Origin of the sequence: Pseudarthrobacter sp. NCCP-2145, from assembly GCF_023708005.1 — a bacterium.
In the GTDB taxonomy this organism is placed as follows: Bacteria; Actinomycetota; Actinomycetes; order Actinomycetales; family Micrococcaceae; genus Arthrobacter; species Arthrobacter oxydans.
In genome coordinates, this window is the sequence record NZ_BRCG01000008.1 from 44,057 (window position 1) to 63,119 (window position 19,063).

The 19,063-nt window shown below is 67.1% G+C and carries 18 protein-coding genes; 14 read left to right on the top strand and 4 right to left on the bottom strand.

The window, feature by feature from the left end; translation table 11 throughout:
- Positions 1–16: 16 nt before the first annotated feature.
- Positions 17–1,207: an ROK family transcriptional regulator gene (locus tag NFU08_RS08795; protein ID WP_174175426.1), complete on the bottom strand. Its 1,191-nt coding sequence runs from the start codon at positions 1,205–1,207 to the stop codon at positions 17–19.
- A 202-nt stretch (positions 1,208–1,409) separates the two neighbouring features.
- Here NFU08_RS08795 and NFU08_RS08800 point away from each other — a divergent pair, with 202 nt between their 5' ends.
- Positions 1,410–2,204: a carbon-nitrogen hydrolase family protein gene (locus NFU08_RS08800; protein ID WP_174175428.1), complete on the top strand. Its 795-nt coding sequence runs from the start codon at positions 1,410–1,412 to the stop codon at positions 2,202–2,204.
- Here the strand turns inward: NFU08_RS08800 and NFU08_RS08805 are convergent.
- The gene (locus NFU08_RS08805) at positions 2,201–3,808 is read right to left on the bottom strand and encodes a PucR family transcriptional regulator (RefSeq protein ID WP_251422336.1); all 1,608 of its coding nucleotides are present in this window, start codon (positions 3,806–3,808) and stop codon (positions 2,201–2,203) included. The genes NFU08_RS08800 and NFU08_RS08805 overlap by 4 nt on opposite strands.
- 109 nt (positions 3,809–3,917) lie before the next feature.
- On the opposite strand from NFU08_RS08805, the gene NFU08_RS08810 reads away from it, so the two are divergent.
- Positions 3,918–5,465 carry an amino acid permease gene (locus NFU08_RS08810; protein WP_251422340.1) on the top strand — a complete coding sequence of 516 codons (1,548 nt, stop codon included), beginning with the start codon at positions 3,918–3,920 and terminating at the stop codon, positions 5,463–5,465.
- A complete protein-coding gene (locus NFU08_RS08815) occupies positions 5,462–7,195 on the top strand; it encodes an NAD(P)/FAD-dependent oxidoreductase (protein ID WP_174175434.1) in 1,734 nt (577 codons plus the stop codon). The genes NFU08_RS08810 and NFU08_RS08815 overlap by 4 nt, the downstream gene beginning before the upstream one ends.
- A gap of 7 nt (positions 7,196–7,202) precedes the next feature.
- Here the strand turns inward: NFU08_RS08815 and NFU08_RS08820 are convergent, their stop codons facing one another.
- Positions 7,203–7,724, bottom strand: coding sequence for a gamma carbonic anhydrase family protein (locus NFU08_RS08820; RefSeq protein WP_251422342.1), 522 nt, complete (start codon positions 7,722–7,724; stop codon positions 7,203–7,205).
- Between the two features lie 103 nt (positions 7,725–7,827).
- On the opposite strand from NFU08_RS08820, the gene NFU08_RS08825 reads away from it, so the two are divergent.
- A complete protein-coding gene (locus tag NFU08_RS08825; protein WP_174175438.1) occupies positions 7,828–8,406 on the top strand; it encodes a DUF2231 domain-containing protein in 579 nt (192 codons plus the stop codon).
- 33 nt (positions 8,407–8,439) lie between these two features.
- Here NFU08_RS08825 and purU read toward each other — a convergent pair whose 3' ends face one another.
- A complete protein-coding gene (purU, locus tag NFU08_RS08830; protein ID WP_174175440.1) occupies positions 8,440–9,300 on the bottom strand; it encodes a formyltetrahydrofolate deformylase in 861 nt (286 codons plus the stop codon).
- 278 nt (positions 9,301–9,578) lie between these two features.
- Here purU and glyA point away from each other — a divergent pair, with 278 nt between their 5' ends.
- From glyA to NFU08_RS08880, 10 genes are all read left to right on the top strand, one after another.
- Positions 9,579–10,874 (top strand): serine hydroxymethyltransferase, encoded by a 1,296-nt coding sequence (gene glyA / locus NFU08_RS08835; RefSeq protein WP_188809163.1) that lies wholly within the window; start codon positions 9,579–9,581, stop codon positions 10,872–10,874.
- A gap of 4 nt (positions 10,875–10,878) precedes the next feature.
- Positions 10,879–11,802 carry a bifunctional methylenetetrahydrofolate dehydrogenase/methenyltetrahydrofolate cyclohydrolase gene (locus tag NFU08_RS08840; protein WP_251422345.1) on the top strand — a complete coding sequence of 308 codons (924 nt, stop codon included), beginning with the start codon at positions 10,879–10,881 and terminating at the stop codon, positions 11,800–11,802.
- A gap of 158 nt (positions 11,803–11,960) precedes the next feature.
- The gene (locus NFU08_RS08845; protein ID WP_251422521.1) at positions 11,961–12,941 is read left to right on the top strand and encodes an ABC transporter ATP-binding protein; all 981 of its coding nucleotides are present in this window, start codon (positions 11,961–11,963) and stop codon (positions 12,939–12,941) included.
- Positions 12,934–13,779 (top strand): ABC transporter permease, encoded by an 846-nt coding sequence (locus NFU08_RS08850; RefSeq protein ID WP_251422348.1) that lies wholly within the window; start codon positions 12,934–12,936, stop codon positions 13,777–13,779. The genes NFU08_RS08845 and NFU08_RS08850 overlap by 8 nt, the downstream gene beginning before the upstream one ends.
- A complete protein-coding gene (locus NFU08_RS08855; RefSeq protein WP_251422351.1) occupies positions 13,776–14,609 on the top strand; it encodes an ABC transporter permease in 834 nt (277 codons plus the stop codon). The genes NFU08_RS08850 and NFU08_RS08855 overlap by 4 nt, the downstream gene beginning before the upstream one ends.
- A 126-nt stretch (positions 14,610–14,735) precedes the next feature.
- Complete coding sequence (locus NFU08_RS08860) at positions 14,736–15,296, top strand: hypothetical protein (protein ID WP_104185417.1); 561 nt, start codon at positions 14,736–14,738, stop codon at positions 15,294–15,296.
- 10 nt (positions 15,297–15,306) lie between these two features.
- Positions 15,307–16,140 (top strand): exodeoxyribonuclease III, encoded by an 834-nt coding sequence (locus tag NFU08_RS08865; RefSeq protein ID WP_174175450.1) that lies wholly within the window; start codon positions 15,307–15,309, stop codon positions 16,138–16,140.
- A gap of 21 nt (positions 16,141–16,161) precedes the next feature.
- Complete coding sequence (gene trpS, locus NFU08_RS08870; RefSeq protein WP_251422354.1) at positions 16,162–17,205, top strand: tryptophan--tRNA ligase; 1,044 nt, start codon at positions 16,162–16,164, stop codon at positions 17,203–17,205.
- A gap of 4 nt (positions 17,206–17,209) precedes the next feature.
- A complete protein-coding gene (locus tag NFU08_RS08875; RefSeq protein WP_251422357.1) occupies positions 17,210–17,929 on the top strand; it encodes a 2'-5' RNA ligase family protein in 720 nt (239 codons plus the stop codon).
- Positions 17,930–17,966: 37 nt separating this feature from the next.
- Complete coding sequence (locus NFU08_RS08880) at positions 17,967–19,031, top strand: YihY/virulence factor BrkB family protein (RefSeq protein ID WP_251422360.1); 1,065 nt, start codon at positions 17,967–17,969, stop codon at positions 19,029–19,031.
- Positions 19,032–19,063 lie beyond the last annotated feature (32 nt).

Here is a 19,063-nt window from a genome sequence, read left to right on the forward strand (position 1 = left end):
CGGGTAACGAAACGGTCTAGGTTTTGCGTATCCCGGCGTGCTGGAACACCAAAGCGGCCGCCCCGAGGGCCTCGGCGCGGTCGCCCAGGGAGGACATGGCCAAGGTGGTGGTTTCGCCGATCACCGGCACCGCGTGCCTCACCAGGCCGCGCCTGATGGGGTCCAGCAGGATGTCGCCAAGGCCCGCAAGCGGTCCCCCCACCACGATGACTTCGGGGTTGATCAGGTTGGCGACGTTGCCCAATGCCCGGCCGACCGAGAGCCCGGCGTCGTCCACCACGCGGAGCGTTGCGGGGTCCCGGTTGAGGGCTTTCCTGACGATGTCCGCGGGTGTCAGCGGCCTGTCCTCACCCCGGCTGAGGAGCTCGATCATGGTGGTGGTGGAGGCAATGGTTTCCAGGCATCCACGGTTGCCGCAGCGGCACACGAGGCCCTGCTCGTGGATCGTGGCATGGCCTATTTCGCCGGTGATGCCGACGTTTCCGTAGTAGGGGGCCCCGTTGAGGATCAGGCCCGCGCCGATGCCCGATCCGATCTTCAGGAACATGAGGTTGCTGACCCCTGAATGTTGTCCCCACGTGACCTCGGACCAGGCGCCCAGGTTGGCGTCGTTATCAACGAACACGGGGATCTTGAGGGTCTCCTCGAGGTGCTGGAGGATGTTGATCCCCACCCACTCCGGGAGGATGGCGCCTTGTGCCACGGTTCCGGTGCGCCGGTCTATGGGGCCGGGAATTCCGACGCCGGCACCCACCATGGCGCTGCGTTCGATGCCGCTCTCCCGCAGCAGTTTTTCCAGCAGAGCCACGGCGGCCCTGATGCCTTCTTCGGCCTGGTGGCCGAGGGGAAGCATCACGGATTCCTCGGCGATGACGTGGTAGCTCAGGGAGGCCAGTACCACGCGGAGGTGGCGCCGCCCGAAGTCGATTCCGACGGCGACGGCGCCGTTGCTGTTGAGCCTGACGTTCAGGGCCCGGCGGCCGGAACTGGTGATTGGCTCAGCCGAGGCGAGGCCGGAGTCCAGCATGATTTTGACGATGTTGGACACCGTGGCGGTGGAGAGGCCGGTCTGCCTGGCGAGTTCAGCCTGCGTGGCCGGTCCGCCCATCAGCGTTTCGATGATCCGTTGCTGGTTCAGCTGGCGCAGCGCGGACTGCGATCCCGGATTTTTTTGCTTGCTCCTCGTTGAGCGCGGGGTTGCGGACATGCTAAGAAGATTGCCCTATCCCGGCTCTTGTAGTCAAGAAGTTAACGCAAGAGGTGCTTTTGGTCGGGAATCTGGGAACCGGGACAATCTGACCCCGGTGGCGCCCGCAGCAGTGCAAACAGCCCCCAACCCGCCGCCGGAGCCTCGCTAGGCTGAAGGAAGGCCCGTCCCGCGGCCGCTCCAACGAAGGAAGGTGGTAGCAGTGCTGCTGGCACTCCTGCAGGAAAACTCTGTGGTCCTTGACGTGGAGGCCAACTGCCGCGCAATCGACGCTGCCGCCCGGACGGCCGCAGCCCGCGGGGCAGCCGTCCTGGTGACCCCTGAGCTTTTTCCCGTGGGCTATGCTCCCCGCCGGGTGCGTTCCGAACTGGATCCTTCCCTGCTGCCGGAACTCCAGCAGCGGCTGGCCGGCATCGCCCGCGGCAATGGCATCGGGCTGGTCTACAGTCTCCCGCGGGTTACCGGGCAGGGTGACTGGCAGATCAGCGCGACCCTCCTGGACGCCAGCGGCACCGCCCTGCTCAGATATGGCAAGGTGCACCTGTTCGGCGACGACGAGCGGTCGGCGTTCAGCCCCGCCCGGGAGGCCCCCGCCGTCGTGGACTTCAACGGCGTCCCCACCTCCCTGGTGATCTGTTACGACGTCGAGTTTCCCGAAACCGTCCGCGCCGCTGCCGTCAGGGGCGCGGAACTGCTGCTGGTCCCCACGGCCCTGGCGCACGGCTTCGACGACGTGCCGCAGGTCCTGCTGCGGGCGCGGGCACTGGAGAGCCAGCTGACCATTGCCTACGCGAACCACTCCGGGGAAGAGGACGGCTGCAGGTTCCTGGGCGGCAGCGTTGTTGCCGGGCCCGACGGCGGATTGCTGGCCGAGGCGGGCGGGGAGCCACAGCTTGTCTACGCGGAGGTGGATCCGGGCGCCGCCGCCCGTGAGCGGCAGAACGTGCCGTACCTGGCAGAACGCCGCCCTGACCTCTACCGGACCTGGGGCCTCTAGGCAGGTTCGGCCTGCGCGGCGTCGTCCACGTACTGCAGCGCAATCCAGAGCTCGGCCCGGGCCTGGGCCTGCCCCAGGTCAATGCCCAGCAGCTCTGCCACCCCGTTGATCTGGCGGCGGACGCTGTTCCGGTGCAGTCCCAGGTCCTTGGCGGTTGCATCCCAGCTCCCGTGCGCGCCCAGCCAGGACCGGAGCACCCGGAGCTGCGACGCCCTTCGCTCTGCGTCCAGCTCCAGCACCGGTCCCAGGAGGCGGGCCGCGAGGAGGGCGCCGGCATCACTTCCCAGCAGCCCGGTAACCGACCACGTCAGCTCCTCCTCCCGGAGGCTCTTGCGGGCGGTGGCCACGCGGGGGCGCAGCGCGCTGGCGCGCCGGTAGGCGGCGGCCAGCCCAGGCAGTCCCGTGGGTTCGCCCACCACCAAACGCCAGCCCAGCTGTTCCACCTCTGCCAACAGGGATTCATCCACTTTGAGCCGGGTCACGGCCGCGAATCCGTAGTCCGTCAGCTCCACCATCTTGGTGTCGAAGATCCTGCGCCATTGGAGCAGCTCCCGGACCGGACCGTCGGCCAGGGCGGTGGAGGGTTCCGCGCGCACGCCCTGCACCACCCGCACCGGCCCTGGCCTGGTTCCGGAAACGCTCTGGGCCAGCAGGTCCTGGAGGCTGTCCAGCTCGCGGCCGTTGCTCCCGGACAGGCTCTCCGGATGCAGCAGCAGGGCCGTGGCCAGCTGGCTGGGGGCCAGGGAGCCGCTGGTCCGCTGCCGGACCAGTAACTCAAGCAGTCCCACCACGGAGGAAACCACGTTGTTCTGCGCCGGAGTGAGGGGCCTTTCCGTCCCAAGCACCAGGCTTCCAAGGGTGGCGTCGCGCGTGCTTCGCAGCGGGTGGCCGAACACCAGCGCCGGCCCTCCGGCTGTTTCCAGGGTCTCCGTTTCCACGCGCGGGCCGCTGCCGCCGAGGAGCTTCTTCAGCAGCGGCTGGAGCTGGGAAAGTCCGACGGCGGTCCCCGCCCGGGCGCGCACCCTCCCGTCCGAGCCCACCAGCACAGCCCACACGGGAACGCGCTGGACCAGCGCCGCCAGCAGTTCATGTTCCGGGCGGGCGGAGAGGACCGCCCGCATCAGGTGGCGGTTGGTCTCTGCCAGCTGCCGGAAGACCTGTGCGTTTCCGGATTCGAGGAGCTTGGAAAATTCGAGCCCCAGCGCAGCGAAGGGAACGCTGGCCGGAACTTCCACCAGCGTGAGCCCGTGCCGCCGGCAGGCCTGCACCAGGTGGTCCGGTACGGCGTCGTAATACGGCTCCAGGCCGAAGCCCAGGGCAGCGACCCCGGCCGCCACGAGCCGTCGGACGTACCCGTCAGCCTTCGCCGCGCTGCTGCCGCTGCCGCGGAAGGGCAGGCCGGCCGTCAGGACGAATTCGCCGTCCATCAGGTAGGGGGTGGGGTCCTCCAGCTCGCTGGGCTCCACCCAGCGCAGGGGGACCTCGGCGGTACCGGCATCGTTCACCACGGAAACTTCAGGAGGAAGCGCAGCGAGGAACTGCCCCAGCATGACGGCGTCGAGCTGATCCGGAGTGCCGTCCTTGGCTGGTGCATTGCGTCTCATGGATGAACACTATAGGTCATTCTGCACACCGTGAGATGCCGCTCACACCCCTACGCTGGGTGAGGGGAAAACCAGACCAACCAGCCAACGACATGAACGGACGTCAACGATGACTGTGCCTACACTTACCGGCCCGGCAACGGGCGCCCCAGGCGGAACCCCGTCCCGTCCCGCCCTGGGCGCGCAACTGCTGCGCCGCAAGCCGATCGCCCAGATGGTCAGCGAGGCCGAAAACAACGCCGGCGGCCCCCGCCTGGTCCGGAGTTTCGGTGTGCTGCAGCTGACCATGATCTCCGTGGGCGCCACACTGGGGACCGGCATCCTGGTGATCCTGGGGGAGTCCGTTCCACTGGCCGGCCCGGCCATCTGGATTTCCTTCGCCATCGCCGGCCTTGCCGCCCTGCTGTCCGCCGTTTCCTACGCCGAGATGGCCGGCATGGTCCCGGTGGCCGGCTCCAGTTATTCGTACACCTACGCCACCATGGGCGAGGGCATGGCCTGGATCTGCGGCTGGTGCCTGGTACTCGAGTACGCCGTCTCCGTTGCCGCCGTCGCCGTGGGCGCAGGGCAGTATGTCAACGAAACCCTGGCAGTGTTCGGGTCGGTCCTCCCGGACGCCGTGTCGCAGCCCCCCGGGGACGGCGGGCTGGTCAACATACCCGCCATGGTGATCGTGGTGCTGGCAACCATCCTGCTGGTGCGCGGCGCCAAGGAAAGCGCCTGGATCAACACGTCCATCGTGGTGGTCAAGGTGGGCATCCTGCTGTTCTTCTGCGCCGTGGCGTTCACCGCTTTCAACGCCGGCAACTTTGAGCCGCTGCTGCCCATGGGCGCCGCCGGGGTCTCCGCCGCCGCCTCCCGCGTGTTCTTCTCCTACATTGGATTCGATGCCGCCTCCACGGCAGGCGAGGAAGCCCGCAACCCCAAGCGCGACCTGCCGCGAGCCATCATGCTGTCCATGCTGATCGTCACCACCATCTACGTCCTGGTGGCGGTCGCCGCGATCGGCGCACGGCCGTGGGGCTGGTTCGACGGTACCGAGGCGGCCCTGGTGAAGATCCTCGAGGAAACCACCGGCCAGCCATGGATTGCGCTGGTCTTTGCGGTGGGCGCCGTCCTGGCCATCGCCAGCATCGTCCTCACCGTGCTGTACGGGCAGACGCGTATCCTGATGTCGATGTCCCGCGACGGCCTGATCCCCAGCATCTTCGGCCGCGTTTCCCGCCGCACCGGCACCCCCGTGGCCGGCACGCTCCTGGTGGGAACCGCCGTCGCGCTCACCGCCGGGCTGGTGCCCCTTGGCGCCCTCGCTGACGCCACCAGCATCGGCACCCTGTTCGCGTTCGCCCTGGTCAACGTGGCCGTCATCTACCTGCGCCGCACCCGGCCGGAGCTGGAGCGGACCTTCCGGGTGCCGCTCTTCCCGCTCACGCCCATCCTTGGGGCCGCCATGTGCGCGTACCTGATGGCCAACCTCGGCGCTGACACCTGGGTGGTGTTCGCCGTCTGGATGCTGGTAGGCGTGGCTGCCTACTTCGGCTACGGACGCCGGAACTCCCGGGTGGCTGCCATGAGCAACGAGGAATACCGTGAGCTGTCCGGCCCCCAACGTCCCACCCAGCAAACCCCCGAAACGACGAAGGCAGAAACACCATGACCATCGCCACCGAACTGCCGGCCTCGGACCCGTCCAGCACCTCCGCCGGCCCGGCTGCTCCTGCCACCGCAGGCGGCGCTGCAGCCGGTCCCATCACCATGCTGAACCCGGATTTCCCTTTCAGCTACGACCATTACCTGGCCCACCCGGACGGGCTGGGATCCGTGCCTGCCGAGCTGCTGGGAACGGAAGTCGCCGTCATCGGAGCAGGGCTCTCCGGCCTGGTCACGGCCTACGAACTCATGAAACTGGGCCTGCGTCCGGTTGTCTATGAAGCGGACCAGATCGGCGGACGCCTCCGCACGGCGGCGTTCCCCGCGGCGCCCGGAGTGGTGGCCGACCTCGGCGGCATGAGGTTCCCCGTGTCCGGCAAGGCGTTCTACCACTACATCGACCTGCTGGACCTGGACACCCAGGAGTTTCCCAACCCGCTGTCCCCGGCCACGTCCAGCACCGTGATCGAACTGGCGGGCAAGAAGCACTATGCGGAAAAGCCTGGCGACCTCCCGCCGTTCTTCCGGGAAGTGGCGGACGCCTGGAAGGCCGCAGTCAATGACGGTGCCAGGTTCGTCGAGATGCAGGATGCCATCCGGGCCAGGGATACCGCCCGGATCAAGGAACTGTGGAACGGACTGCTGCCCCTGATGGACGAGCAGACCTTCTACGGCTTCATCGCGGCCAGCGACTCATTTAAGAAGGCGGGGTTTGCGCACCGGGAAGCCTTCGGCCAGGTGGGCTTCGGCACCGGCGGCTGGGATACCGACTTCCCGAACTCGATCCTGGAGATCCTCCGGGTGGTGTACACCGACGCCGACGACCAGCACCGGCTCATCAGCGGGGGAGCGCAGCGGCTGCCCGAGGCACTCTGGCGGCACGCGCCGTCGGGCATGGTTCACTGGCCGGACGGAACGTCCCTGGCGTCACTGCACTCCGGTTCGCCCCGCGGCGCCGTGGGAAAGATCAGCCGCGACCCCGACGGCAACCTGCGCATCCGTGAACGCTGGGGCCGCGAGGCCAGCTACCCCGCGGTGGTAACCACCTGCCAGTCCTGGCTGCTCTCCACCCGGATCCACACCGAGGAGGCGCTGTTCCCCGCGGAGCTGTGGACCGCCATCGAGCGCTCGCACTACATGCAGTCGTCCAAGACCTTCGTGATGGTGGACCGGCCGTTCTGGAAGGACATCGATCCGGACACCGGCAACGAGGTGCTCTCCATGACGCTGACCGACCGGCTCAACCGTGCCACCTACCTGCTGGACAACGGACCGGACCAGCCCGCCGTCATCCTGCTCTCCTACACCTGGAACGATGACGCGCTCAAGTGGCTGGCGCTTGATGCCGACGAACGGGTGGAGCTGATGCTGCATTCGCTGGAACAGATCTACCCGGGAGTGGACATTGCCAGCCACATCGTGGGCCAGCCCATCACCGTGTCCTGGGAGGCCGACCCCAACTTCATGGGCGCCTTCAAGGCCAACCTGCCCGGGCACTACCGTTACCAGCAGCGGCTGTTCACGCACTTCAAGCAGGACGCCCTGCCCGAATCGCAGCGGGGTATCTTCCTGGCCGGCGACGACGTCTCCTTCACCGCCGGCTGGGCCGAGGGCGCCGTGACCACCGGGCTGAACGCGGTGTGGGGCGTGGTCAACCACCTGGGCGGTTCCTCCGCTCCGGGCAACCCGGGTCCGGGCGAACTGCTGGGAGAGTTTGGCCCTATCCCACTGGACTGACCCTGGGCTAGGAGGCGTGCAGGTCCCGGTGGGCGGCGGCCAGCTCGCGGTAGCGGGCGGCGTTGGCCCGGACACCGTCGTACTCCTCTTCGGTGAGTTCCCGGCGGACCTTGCCCGGAACTCCGGCCACCAGCGAGCGGGGCGGCACTACCGTGCCTTCCAGGACCACGGCGCCGGCCGCAACCAGCGAGCCGGCGCCGATCACCGCCCCGTTGAGGACGGTGGCGCCCATCCCAATCAGGCAGTCGTCCTCCACCGTGCAGCCATGCACGACGGCGGCGTGCCCCACGCTGACCCGTTCGCCCACCGTGCAGGGGAAGCCGGGATCCGCGTGCAGCACCACGTTGTCCTGCAGGTTGCTGCCTTCGCCCACAGTGATGGCAGCGGTATCGGCCCGGACGGAAACGCCGTAGAAGGCGCTCGAGTCCCGGGCGAGGGTGGCGTTGCCGATGATCGACGCCGTCGGGGCAACAAAGACGGTTTCGTGGACTGCCGGGGTGGTTCCGGCGAAAGGGTACAGAGGAGCCATGGGCCAAGCCTAGGACACCGCGCGCACGGGCGTCCGGATGTCCGCTCCCCGGGGGACCATGGGCCTAATGACGGGACAGGTCCCGATGGCTACGATGGGCCCCATGGAACTACGGCAAGCGGGAATTCCGGGCCTGCACCTGCGGACGGCCGGGCGTGGCAAAACCAGCCGGTTCCGCCAGCTCATGGGAAGCATCGAGCGGCTCAACGCCCTCGACATACCCGTTGACGCGGCCAGGCCGCTGGCCGGACGGCTCGTGCGGAACGAGCGCCTCCGGAACGTGCTGCACGGCCAGGCCACCGGCATACCGCTGCACCCTATCCTCACCGACGTCCCCTTCGGGGCCTGGTTCATGGCTGTCTTCCTCGATCTGTTCCCGGATGCCGGCACGCAGCGGGCGGCCACCCGCCTTGTTGGACTCGGCGTGATCTCCGCGGTGCCCACAGCGCTGAGCGGATGGGCGGAGTGGGCTCTTGCCGACAGGAAAACGCAGCGGGTTGGCGTGGTGCATGCCGGCTTGAACGCGTCAGCGGTGCTGATCTTCGCCGGGTCCTGGGCTGCCCGGCGGCGGGGCAGGCGCAGGCTGGGCGTCGGGCTCGCGCGGCTCGGGGCAGTGGTGCTGATTGCGGGAGGCTTCACCGGCGGCTACATGGGCAGGGACCGGCAGGAAGACCGGCCATAAGTCCGGCCCGCCTCCCCGCGGTGTACATACCCGTCAGTTAAAGACCACAGTCCGGTTTCCGTCCAGCAGCACCCGGTGCTCCGCGTGCCACTGGACGGCCTGGACCAATGTGCGGCCTTCCACGTCCCGGCCCATCTGGACGAACTGCTCCGGGGTGCGGGCGTGGTCCACACGGATGACTTCCTGCTCAATGATGGGGCCCTCGTCCAGTGCCGCCGTCACGTAGTGCGCTGTGGCACCGATCAGCTTAACGCCCCGCGCGTGGGCCTGGTGGTACGGCTTGGCGCCCTTGAAGGAGGGCAGGAACGAGTGGTGGATATTGATGGCCTTGCCGGTGAGTTCGGTGCACAGCTCGTCGGAAAGGATCTGCATGTAGCGGGCCAGGACGGTCAGCTCGATGTCGTGCTCGGCGATGAGGGCGCGGAGCTTGTCCTCAGCCTGGACCTTCGTGTCCCTGGTGACCGGGATGTGGTGGAACGGGATGCCGTAGAACTCGGCCAGCCCGGCCAGGTCCTGGTGGTTGGAGACGATGGCCGGTATCTCGATGGGGAGCGTCCCGGACCTCTGCTGGAAGAGCAGGTCGTTGAGGCAGTGGGCGGAGGTGCTGGCCATCACCAGGGTACGGACCTTCTGTCCCACCGCGTTCAGGCTCCACTGCATGCCAAAGGCTTCGGCGACCGGCTCCAAAGCTGCCCGGAGCTCTGATGCAGGGGCCGCCGTGGTCACCTCCACCCGCATGAAGAAGTTGCCGGTGGCGGGGCTGCCGTACTGCTGCGAATCCGTAATATTGCATCCCGCGACCAGCAGTGCGCCGGCCACCGCGTGGACGATTCCCGGGCGGTCGGGGCAGGACAGGGTTACTACGTACGCTTGCTTCAGCTGCTCTTCACTCACGCCCTATAGCCTACCCGCGCAGCAGCCCCCGGTTTTGGTACGCTGGGAGGGTCGCAACTGGCGTTGGGTGGCTAACCACCAGGGAGCGGCAATCACGAAGACCACGGATCGTACGCCTGGGCCGAGGGTCATGTCTTGCCGGATTTGGGGCTGCACCTGCGTCAGTACCGCAGCGCCATGCCCGCAGCTTCCACGCGCTGTCATCAGTGCGGCGTGAAGGTGCGCCAGCCGGTAGCCTGACCTTAGCAGTGCCCGTACGCCTAGCCAGGAGTTCTTTCGTGACTACAGCCACCTCCACCACCGCCGTCAGCAACCAGCCGCTGGCCGAGCTTGACCCCGAAATCGCAGCAGTCCTTGACCAGGAGCTCGGCCGCCAGCGCGGCACCCTGGAAATGATTGCCTCCGAGAACTTCGCCCCCCGCGCCGTTATGGAAGCGCAGGGCTCCGTCCTCACCAACAAGTACGCCGAGGGCTACCCGGGCCGCCGCTACTACGGCGGCTGCGAATACGTTGACGTGGCGGAGCAGCTGGCCATCGACAGGGTCAAGGCCCTCTTCGGCGCCGAGTACGCCAACGTCCAGCCGCACTCCGGTGCCCAGGCCAACGCCGCTGCACTCTCCGCCATGATCACCCCCGGCGACAAGATCCTGGGCCTGTCCCTGGCCCACGGCGGCCACCTGACCCACGGCATGAAGCTGAACTTCTCCGGCAAGCTCTACAACGTGGCTGCCTACCAGGTGGAGGAAGACAACTTCCGCGTGGACATGGACAAGCTCCGCGAGCAGGCCATCGCCGAAAAGCCGCAGGTCATCATCGCCGGCTGGTCCGCCTACCCGCGCCACCTGGACTTCGCTGCCTTCCGCTCCATCGCGGACGAGGTTGGCGCGCTGCTCTGGACCGACATGGCGCACTTCGCCGGCCTCGTTGCCGCCGGCCTGCACCCCAGCCCGGTGCCGCACTCCGACGTCGTCACCTCCACCGTGCACAAGACCCTCGCCGGCCCGCGCTCCGGCGTGATCCTGGCCAAGCAGGAGTGGGCCAAGAAGCTGAACTCCAACGTCTTCCCTGGCCAGCAGGGCGGCCCGCTCATGCATGTCATCGCCGCCAAGGCCGTGGCCTTCAAGATCGCCGGCACCGAAGAGTTCAAGGAGCGCCAGGAGCGCGTCCTGGAGGGTGCCAAGATCATCGCCGACCGCCTCAACCAGGCCGATGTTGCCGAAGCCGGCGTCTCCGTCCTCACCGGCGGCACGGACGTCCACCTGGTCCTCGTTGACCTGCGCAACTCGCAGCTGGACGGCCAGCAGGCCGAGGACCTCCTGCACTCGGTGGGTATCACCGTGAACCGCAACGCCGTTCCGTTCGATCCCCGCCCGCCGATGGTCACCTCCGGCCTGCGCATCGGCACTCCGGCGCTGGCCACCCGCGGCTTCGGCGCCGCCGAGTTCACCGAGGTGGCGGAGATCATCGCCACCGCGCTGAAGGCCGGCACCAGCGCCGACGTGGAGTCCCTGCAGGCCCGCGTGGACAAGCTCGCCGCCGACTTCCCGCTGTACCCGCAGCACGAGCAGTGGTGATCACATGACTGAAATGACCAAGACCGCACGGATCCTGGACGGCAAGGCAGCCGCTGCCGCCATCAAGTCCGAGCTGGCTGAACGCGTGGCCGCGCTCAAGGCCAAGGGTGTCACTCCCGGCATTGCCACCGTGCTCGTGGGTGCAGATCCGGCCTCGCAGCTGTACGTGTCCATGAAGCACAAGCAGTCCGAGGAAATCGGGATGAACTCGATCCAGCGGGAGCTGCCGGCGGACGCCACCCAGGCACAGGTTGAGGCCCTCATTGACGAGCTCAATGCGGACCCCGCCTGCCACGGGTACATCGTGCAGCTGCCCCTGCCGAAGCACCTGGACACCGACGCCATCCTGGAGCGCATCGACCCTGCCAAGGACGCGGACGGACTCCACCCCACCAACCTTGGCCGGCTGGTGCTCAACGTCAACGGGGAGATCACCTCGCCGCTTCCGTGCACGCCCCGCGGCGTCATTGAGCTCCTGGAGCGCAACGGCTTCAGCCTCGCCGGCAAGCACGTGGTGGTGGTGGGCCGCGGCGTCACGATCGGCCGCTCGATCGGACTGCTGCTCACCCGGCGCGCCGTAAACGCCACCGTGACCCTGACGCACACCGGCACCAAGAACCTGTCGGAGCTGCTGCGGCAGGCGGACGTGATCGTGGGCGCGGCGGGAGCCAAGCACATCGTCAAGGCTGCGGACGTGAAGCCGGGTGCCGCCGTGCTCGACGTCGGCGTCACCCGCGAAGCCGACCCCGAAACCGGCAAGAGCAAGGTCTTCGGCGACATCGATCCCGCCGCTGCCGAGGTTGCCGGGTGGATTTCGCCAAACCCGGGAGGCGTCGGTCCCATGACCGTGGCGCTGCTGATGACCAACGTGGTGGAAGCCGCCGAACGCCAGGCGGCGCAGGCAAGCGGCCCGGCCGCCGCCAGGTAGCCCCGTTTCATCGCCCGACGGCGGTACCGCACCTTGTTGGACAAAGGTGCAGTACCGCCGTCGTCCTTTAAGCGAAAAGCTTGAGCGCAGAAGTGGAAGTCCCCTTCCACCTGCCCGCCGGCTCTACTAGTCTGCGGAGAGTGCACAACAAAGCCACCATGTCCTCCGGCGCAACCGGCGCCGTCCAGCCAGCCGATGAGCCACCCACCGAAGCCCGCCCCACCGTCATCACGGCAGAAAACCTGACCAAGACCTACGGCGACGTTGCCGCCGTGGACGGCATTTCGTTCAGCGTCCCCGCGGGGGAGTCGTTCGGCCTGCTGGGGCCCAACGGCGCCGGCAAGTCCACCACCATGAAGATGATCGGCGGAGTCACCCGGCGCACCTCCGGCGCCCTCCACATCATGGGCCTCGACCCCGACTCGCACGGGCCCGAGGTGCGGGCGCACCTGGGCGTGGTGCCGCAGCAGGACAACCTGGACGAGGAACTCCGGGTCCGCGACAACCTCCTGGTCTACGGCCGGTACTTCGGCCTGCCCATGAGCTACCTGAAGCCGAAAGCCGATGAGCTGCTGGAGTTCGCCCAGCTGACGGACAAGGCGAAGTCCAAGGTGGACGCGCTGTCCGGCGGCATGAAACGGCGGCTGACCATCGCCCGCTCGCTCATCAACGAACCACGGATCCTTTTGCTGGACGAACCCACCACCGGGCTGGATCCGCAGGCCCGGCACATCCTCTGGGACCGCCTGTTCCGGCTCAAGGAACAGGGCGTCACCCTTATCCTGACGACCCACTACATGGACGAGGCCGAGCAGCTCTGCGACCGGCTGATCGTGGTGGACAAGGGCAGGATCATGGCTGAGGGATCGCCCGCGCAGCTGATCCGCGAGAACTCCACCCGCGAGGTGGTTGAGCTGCGGTTCGGATCCGAGCGGAACACCACCATCGCCTCGGAACTGCAGGGCATCGGGGAGCGGCTGGAAGTCCTCCCGGACCGGGTGCTGATTTACGCGCACGACGGCGAGTCCGCCCTTGAGCAGGTGGCGTCCCGCGGCCTGCGGCCGCTGACATCGCTGGTGCGGAGGTCCTCGCTGGAGGACGTGTTCCTGCGGTTGACGGGCAGAAGCCTTGTTGACTGACGGCACGGCAAGGGAGGCGTTGCGGGCCCACAGCCCGGACATCGCGGCTGCCCGGGCACGGCGGTGGGGCGCGTTCTACTACGCCGAGCAGGTCCTGCGGGTGATGAAGGGCTACGGCTGGTCCATCATCATGTACAGCGTGGGCCACCCGGTGGCGTACCTGTTTGCCATGGGCGTGGGCCTGGCCACCCTTGTAGACGCGCAGGGCGCGGAGGCCTTCGGGGGAGTGGGCTACGTGACCTTCGTGGCCCCGGCGCTGCTGGTGTCCGCGTCCGTCATGACGGCCACCAACGAGTTCACGTTCCCCGTGATGGACGGGTTCAAATGGCGCCGCACCTACTACGGGCCGCACGCCTCGCCGCTGACTCCCCAGCAGATCGCGGCGGGCCACATCATGGCGGTGACCCTGCGCCTCCTGCTGCAGTCCGCCGTCTACTTCGCCGCCGTTGTCCTTTTCGGTGCCGCGCCCGGCGGCTGGGGCTGGGCCAACATCCTGGTGGCAACGCTCGCGGGCCTTTCCTTTGGTCTGCCGCTGATGGCGTACTCGGCCTCCATCACCGAGGACAAGGGCCAGTTTGCGCTGGTGATGCGGTTTATCGTGATGCCGCTCTTCCTGTTCTCCGGGACCTTCTTTCCGCTGGACAGCCTTCCCCTGGCGGTGCGCTGGGTGGGCTGGATCTCGCCCATCTGGCATGGCACCGAACTGGGACGGGTGTTCAGCTACGGGTACCAGCAGCCGCCGCTGCTCACCGTCCTCCACGCGGTGGTGCTCGTGGCCCTGGCGGTGCTGGGCTGGTTCCTGACCCGGCGGCAGTTCGCGGCAAGGATGGGCAAGTGAGCGCCGGGCTGCCAGTAAAAAGCGCGCCGGACCAGGCCCGCAGCAGGACGTTCGGGCCGCTGTATTCGCGCAACGCCAGGGCCGTCATTTCGCGCGGCCTGCTGGCCACCCGGAGCACAAACTGGCTGGTGATGCTCTCCGGGTTCTTCGAGCCGGTCCTGTTCCTCATCTCCATGGGGGTGGGGCTCGGCGCAATCGTAGGCTCCGTCCAGGGCCCAGGCGGCGGGGAGATCAGCTACGCCGCATACATTGCCCCGGCCCTGCTGGCAGTCTCGGCGATGAACGGCGCGGTCTACGACTCCACCTGGAACGTGTTCTTCAAAATGAACTTCGCGAAGCTGTACCAAGGCATGCTGTACACCTCGCTGGGGCCGCTGGACGTTGCCCTCGGGGAGATCTTCCTGGCGCTCCTGCGCGGCCTGCTCTACGCCATGGGTTTCACGGCGGTGATGGGGGTCATGGGATTGATCACCACACCCTGGGCGCTCCTGATGGTGCCTGCCTCCGTGCTGATCGCCTTCGGGTTCGCGAGCATCGGGATGGGGATCACCAGTTTCCTGAAGACCTTCCAGCAGATGGACTGGGTCAACTTCGTGATGCTGCCCATGTTCCTGTTCAGCGCCACCTTCTACCCGCTGAGCGTCTACCCGCAGCCCATCCAGTGGCTGATCCAGGCCATGCCGCTCTGGCACGGCGTCGAACTGCTGCGCCAGATCAGCGTGGGCGCCTTCACCGCTGCCACCCCCGTCCACATCGGCTACTACCTGGTGATGACCGCCGCCGGTATGCTGCTCACGACTCTCCGGCTGCGGCAGCTTTTCCTTAAGTAGCCCAACTAGGTAGCAGCAGATGTCGTTTAGAGGGATCTAAAGGACATCTGCTGCTACCTAGTTGGGTCTGTTCGCCGCGGGTGGAAGGCGGCGGGAGCATACTCCGGCATTTGAGAGAATGGGTGCATGCAATCTCTGGGCAGTTCCAAGTCATCCTCCAAACCCGCCAGGGGCGGATTCTCCATGTTCCGCATCAGCGGGCCGGGACTGATGGTCCTCGTCACCGCCTTCGTTGTGGCCGTCATCTTCGCGGCCAACCAAAACGACGTCGTGGGCTGGGTTGTTGCCATCATCGCCGCCTTCTGGCTGGCGCTCGCCTGCTTTGTTGTCTTCAGCATCCAGAAGGCCGCCAAGAAGGCAGGAGCCAAGCTGACGGAAGCCCAGAACGCCTTCAGCACCGCTGCAGGGCGCGGTCCGTACGCCTCGGCCGACCAGGGCGGAACCCGGGTGGTTGCCGAGCGCAGCCAGGCGGACGAGGTCCGTGACCTGAAGCTGGACCACTCGTTCAAGATCGTCCAGGTGCAGATCCGCGTGGTGGAAGAGGAGCGCGCCAAGGGCGCCGCTGCCAACCAGGACACCATCAACCGGGCCCTGGAAACCATTGAGATCACGGCCACCAATGCACGCGACATGATCAAGTCCTCGGGCGGCAGTGGAGAGCCGGTCACCGGAACCATCATCGACTAGAGTGGAGCGGGTGATCTCGGCATTGAAGAAGGACCACCTTCGCATCGCGTCCGTTAATGTCAACGGCCTCCGGGCTGCCTACAAAAACGGAATGGCGGCGTGGCTGGAGCCGCGCGGAGTGGACATCCTCTGCCTGCAGGAAGTCCGCGCCCCTGACGCAATCGTCCGGCAGCTGCTGGGCGAAGGGTGGCACATCCTGCACGCCGAGGCTGAGGCCAAAGGCCGCGCCGGCGTCGCAATCGCTTCCCGGGACGAACCCCTGGCAACCCGTAACGGCATTGGCGACGATTACTTTGCCACGGCCGGACGCTGGGTGGAAGCGGATTTCCGTTTCGCCGATGCCGCCGGCCACCCCGTCCAGCTCACTGTTGCGAGTGCCTATGTCCACTCCGGTGAAGTGGGCACGCCCAAGCAGGATGACAAGTTCAGGTTCCTGGATGTCATGACCACGCGGCTGCCGGAACTGGCCAAGCACAGCGACCACGCCCTGGTGGTGGGTGACCTCAACGTGGCCCACACCCCGCTGGACATCCGCAACTCGAAGGCCAACCTCAAGAAGGCGGGCCACCTGCCGGAGGAACGCGCCTATTTTGACCGGTTCTTCGGCGAGGAGATCGGCTGGCAGGACGTCCACCGCAACCTGGCCGGCCACGTGGACGGTCCCTACACGTGGTGGTCCCAGCGCGGTAAGGCGTTCGACAACGACACCGGCTGGCGCATCGATTACCACCTGGCCACCCCGGCCCTGGCGGCGGCCGCCATCTCCGCCGTTGTTGACCGGGCACCCTCGTGGGACACCCGCTTCTCCGACCATGCCCCGCTGGTAGTGGACTACCAGCTCTGAGCCCCGAAGGTTTCCCCTCCCATGACTAGCCAGATCTCCCCGGCAACCAAGAAGCGCATCCTCTCCGGCGCCAAGCCCACAGCCGACTCCCTGCACCTGGGCAACTACATCGGCGCCGTCCGGAACTGGGTTGACATGCAGGCGGAGTACGACGCCGTCTTCTTCATTCCGGACCTGCACGCCATCACGGTGGATTTCGATCCCGCTGAGCTGGCCAAGCGCACCCGGATTGTGGCCGCCCAGTACATCGCCGCGGGCATCGACCCGGACAAGAGCATCTTCTTTGTCCAGTCCCATGTGCCGGAGCACGCGCAGCTCGCCTGGGCGCTGAACTGCATCACCGGATTCGGCGAAGCCTCGCGGATGACCCAGTTCAAGGACAAGACCCAGAAGTCCGGCGCCGACGCCGCCACCCTGGGCCTGTTCGCCTACCCCACCCTGATGGCCGCGGACATTCTGCTGTACCAGACCGACCTGGTGCCCGTGGGAGAAGACCAGCGCCAGCACCTGGAGCTCACCCGCAACCTGGCCCAGCGCTTCAACACCCGGTTTGGCCACACGTTCACTGTCCCCGAGGCGACCATCGTCAAGGAAAGCGCCAAGATCTACGACCTTCAGAACCCCAGCGCCAAGATGTCCAAGACGGGGGAGTCCCCCAACGGAGCCATCCAGCTTCTGGAGGACCCGAAGGTTGCGGCCAAGCGCATCAAGTCGGCAGTGACCGATGCCGGAACCGAGATCCGCTTCGACGCTGACGAAAAGCCGGGCATCTCCAACCTGCTGACCATCTACTCGTCCCTGACGGGCAAAACCATCCCTGAGCTCGAAGCCGAATACCAGGGCAAAATGTACGGCCACCTCAAAGTGGACCTCGCCGAGGTGATGGTTGAGTTCGTTACGCCGCTGCGGAACCGCACCAACGAGCTGATGTCCGATCCTGCGGAACTGGACAGGCTGCTCGCACACGGCGCCGAGCGCGCCCGCGAGATCGCCTCGGTCACCCTCGCGCAGGTGTATGAGCGCATGGGCTTCCTCCCGTCCCTCAGCCTCGCCGGAGTCCGTTAGCGCCATGTCGTCCAGCAAAGTCGCGGCAAGGGAAGCTGCCCGTGCCACCCACCGGGTGGCGGGGACTCCCGGCGGTTCCCACGCGGGCCCTGCGGATCACCGTGCTGCGGCAGCCAGCCCCGAGTCCCGTCCGGAAGACATCAGCGTTGGCGTCATCCTGGGGTTCCCGGCCGACATTGCCGAAGAGCTGCAGCGCTGGCGGGCGTCCTTCGGCGATCCCCTGGCGGACGTAGTGCCGGCCCACATCACGCTGGTCACCACCACCACCACGCGAGACTGGGAGGGCACACTGGAGCATGTCCGCGAGGTGGCCCGCCATCAGAGCCCTTTCAAGGTCACCATCGCAGGCACGGGGACGTTCCGGCCCGTTTCCCCGGTGGTCTTCATCAACGTGGAGGACGGGTTCGAGGACTGCGTTGACCTCCACGAAAAACTCCAGCAGGGCCCCCTCCACCGTGAGCTGCCGTTTGCGTACCACCCGCACGTCACCATCGCACACGATGTGGCGCCGGAAAACCTCGATGAGGCCGAAACGGTGCTGAGGAACTACAGGGCCACCTTCCCCGTGGTTAGCATGGGACTTTACGAGCACGATGCCAACGGCATCTGGCAGCTACGGGAAGAGCTGGACTTTGGGACCCAAACTGACAACGACGGCACCAGACCCGCGGATTCCGCCCCGGGCACAGCCGAAGCAGGCGGGACAGCAGCCGCTTCCCACTGACCATGCCCACCTGAAGCTGGCCGTCATCCAGAAACGGATGGAATGGAACAGGGCCCGCAGGGCCGGCGGCGGACCCGTGGCCGGCTTGATGGCCATGTCCCAGTGGCTTCTTGCCCGCCTGAACGCGCTCCGCCCCATGCGTGCCTTCCGGCACTACAGCCTCCAGCACGGCCCGCTGATGAGTGCCGGCATCGGGTTCAATATGTTCTTCTCGATCACCGGCCTCCTCGCAACCGGCTTTTCCATCGCCGGGCTGGCCCTGAGGGGACAGCCCGTGCTGCTGGAGACCATTATCGGCAGCGTGGCGCAGAGCGCTCCGGGACTCCTGAAAGTCAACGGCAATGAGGGATTGGTTGATCCCCAGGACCTGCTGAATCCGGACGGACTGGGCTGGACGGCGGCCATCGCGGCAGCCGTAACCGTCTATACGTCGCTGCGGTGGATTGCCAGCCTGCGGGACGGTCTCCGCGGCGTGATGGAACTGCCCCCGTCACTGGTCAACCCCATCCTCCTCAAACTGCGCGACGCCGGAACCCTGCTGCTGCTGGGCGTGGCACTGGTCATCAGTGCCGGCGCGTCCCTCATCTTTGGCACGGCCGCGGGATGGGTCGCGGACTTCCTCCGGCTTGACGACGCACTGGCCGGCCCGCTGAGCACCTCCATCAAAATCGGCGTACCGCTCGTTTTGAACTGGGTTACCGCGCTCATCATGTTCCGGCTCGCAGCGAGTTTGAAGATCTCGCGCCGCGCACTGCTGGAGGGCACCATCCTGGCTGCGCTGGGTACCACGGTCCTGCAGATCTTCAGTACCGAGCTTCTTGCCGGTGCCGGGCGCAACCCCCTCCTGGCACCCTTCGCCATCATCATTGGCCTGTTGATCTGGTTCAACCTGGTGAGCCAGGTGTACCTCGTTTCCGCGGGCTGGTCTGCGGTCCGCGAGGCTGACCACGGAACCTCATCCACGGGCCACGAGAAGGGAACCTGGGGTGCCCGGCAGGTGCAGCCGGGCAAAGTGCCGGCACAGGCGGAGGCCGGGATGCAGAGCCCGGCCCGTGCCGCAGCTGCCCGGCGCAGGGGCAACGGACGCACGCGGCAGCGCTGATCCCTGCCGCCCCGGCGCCCTGGCGCCCGGAA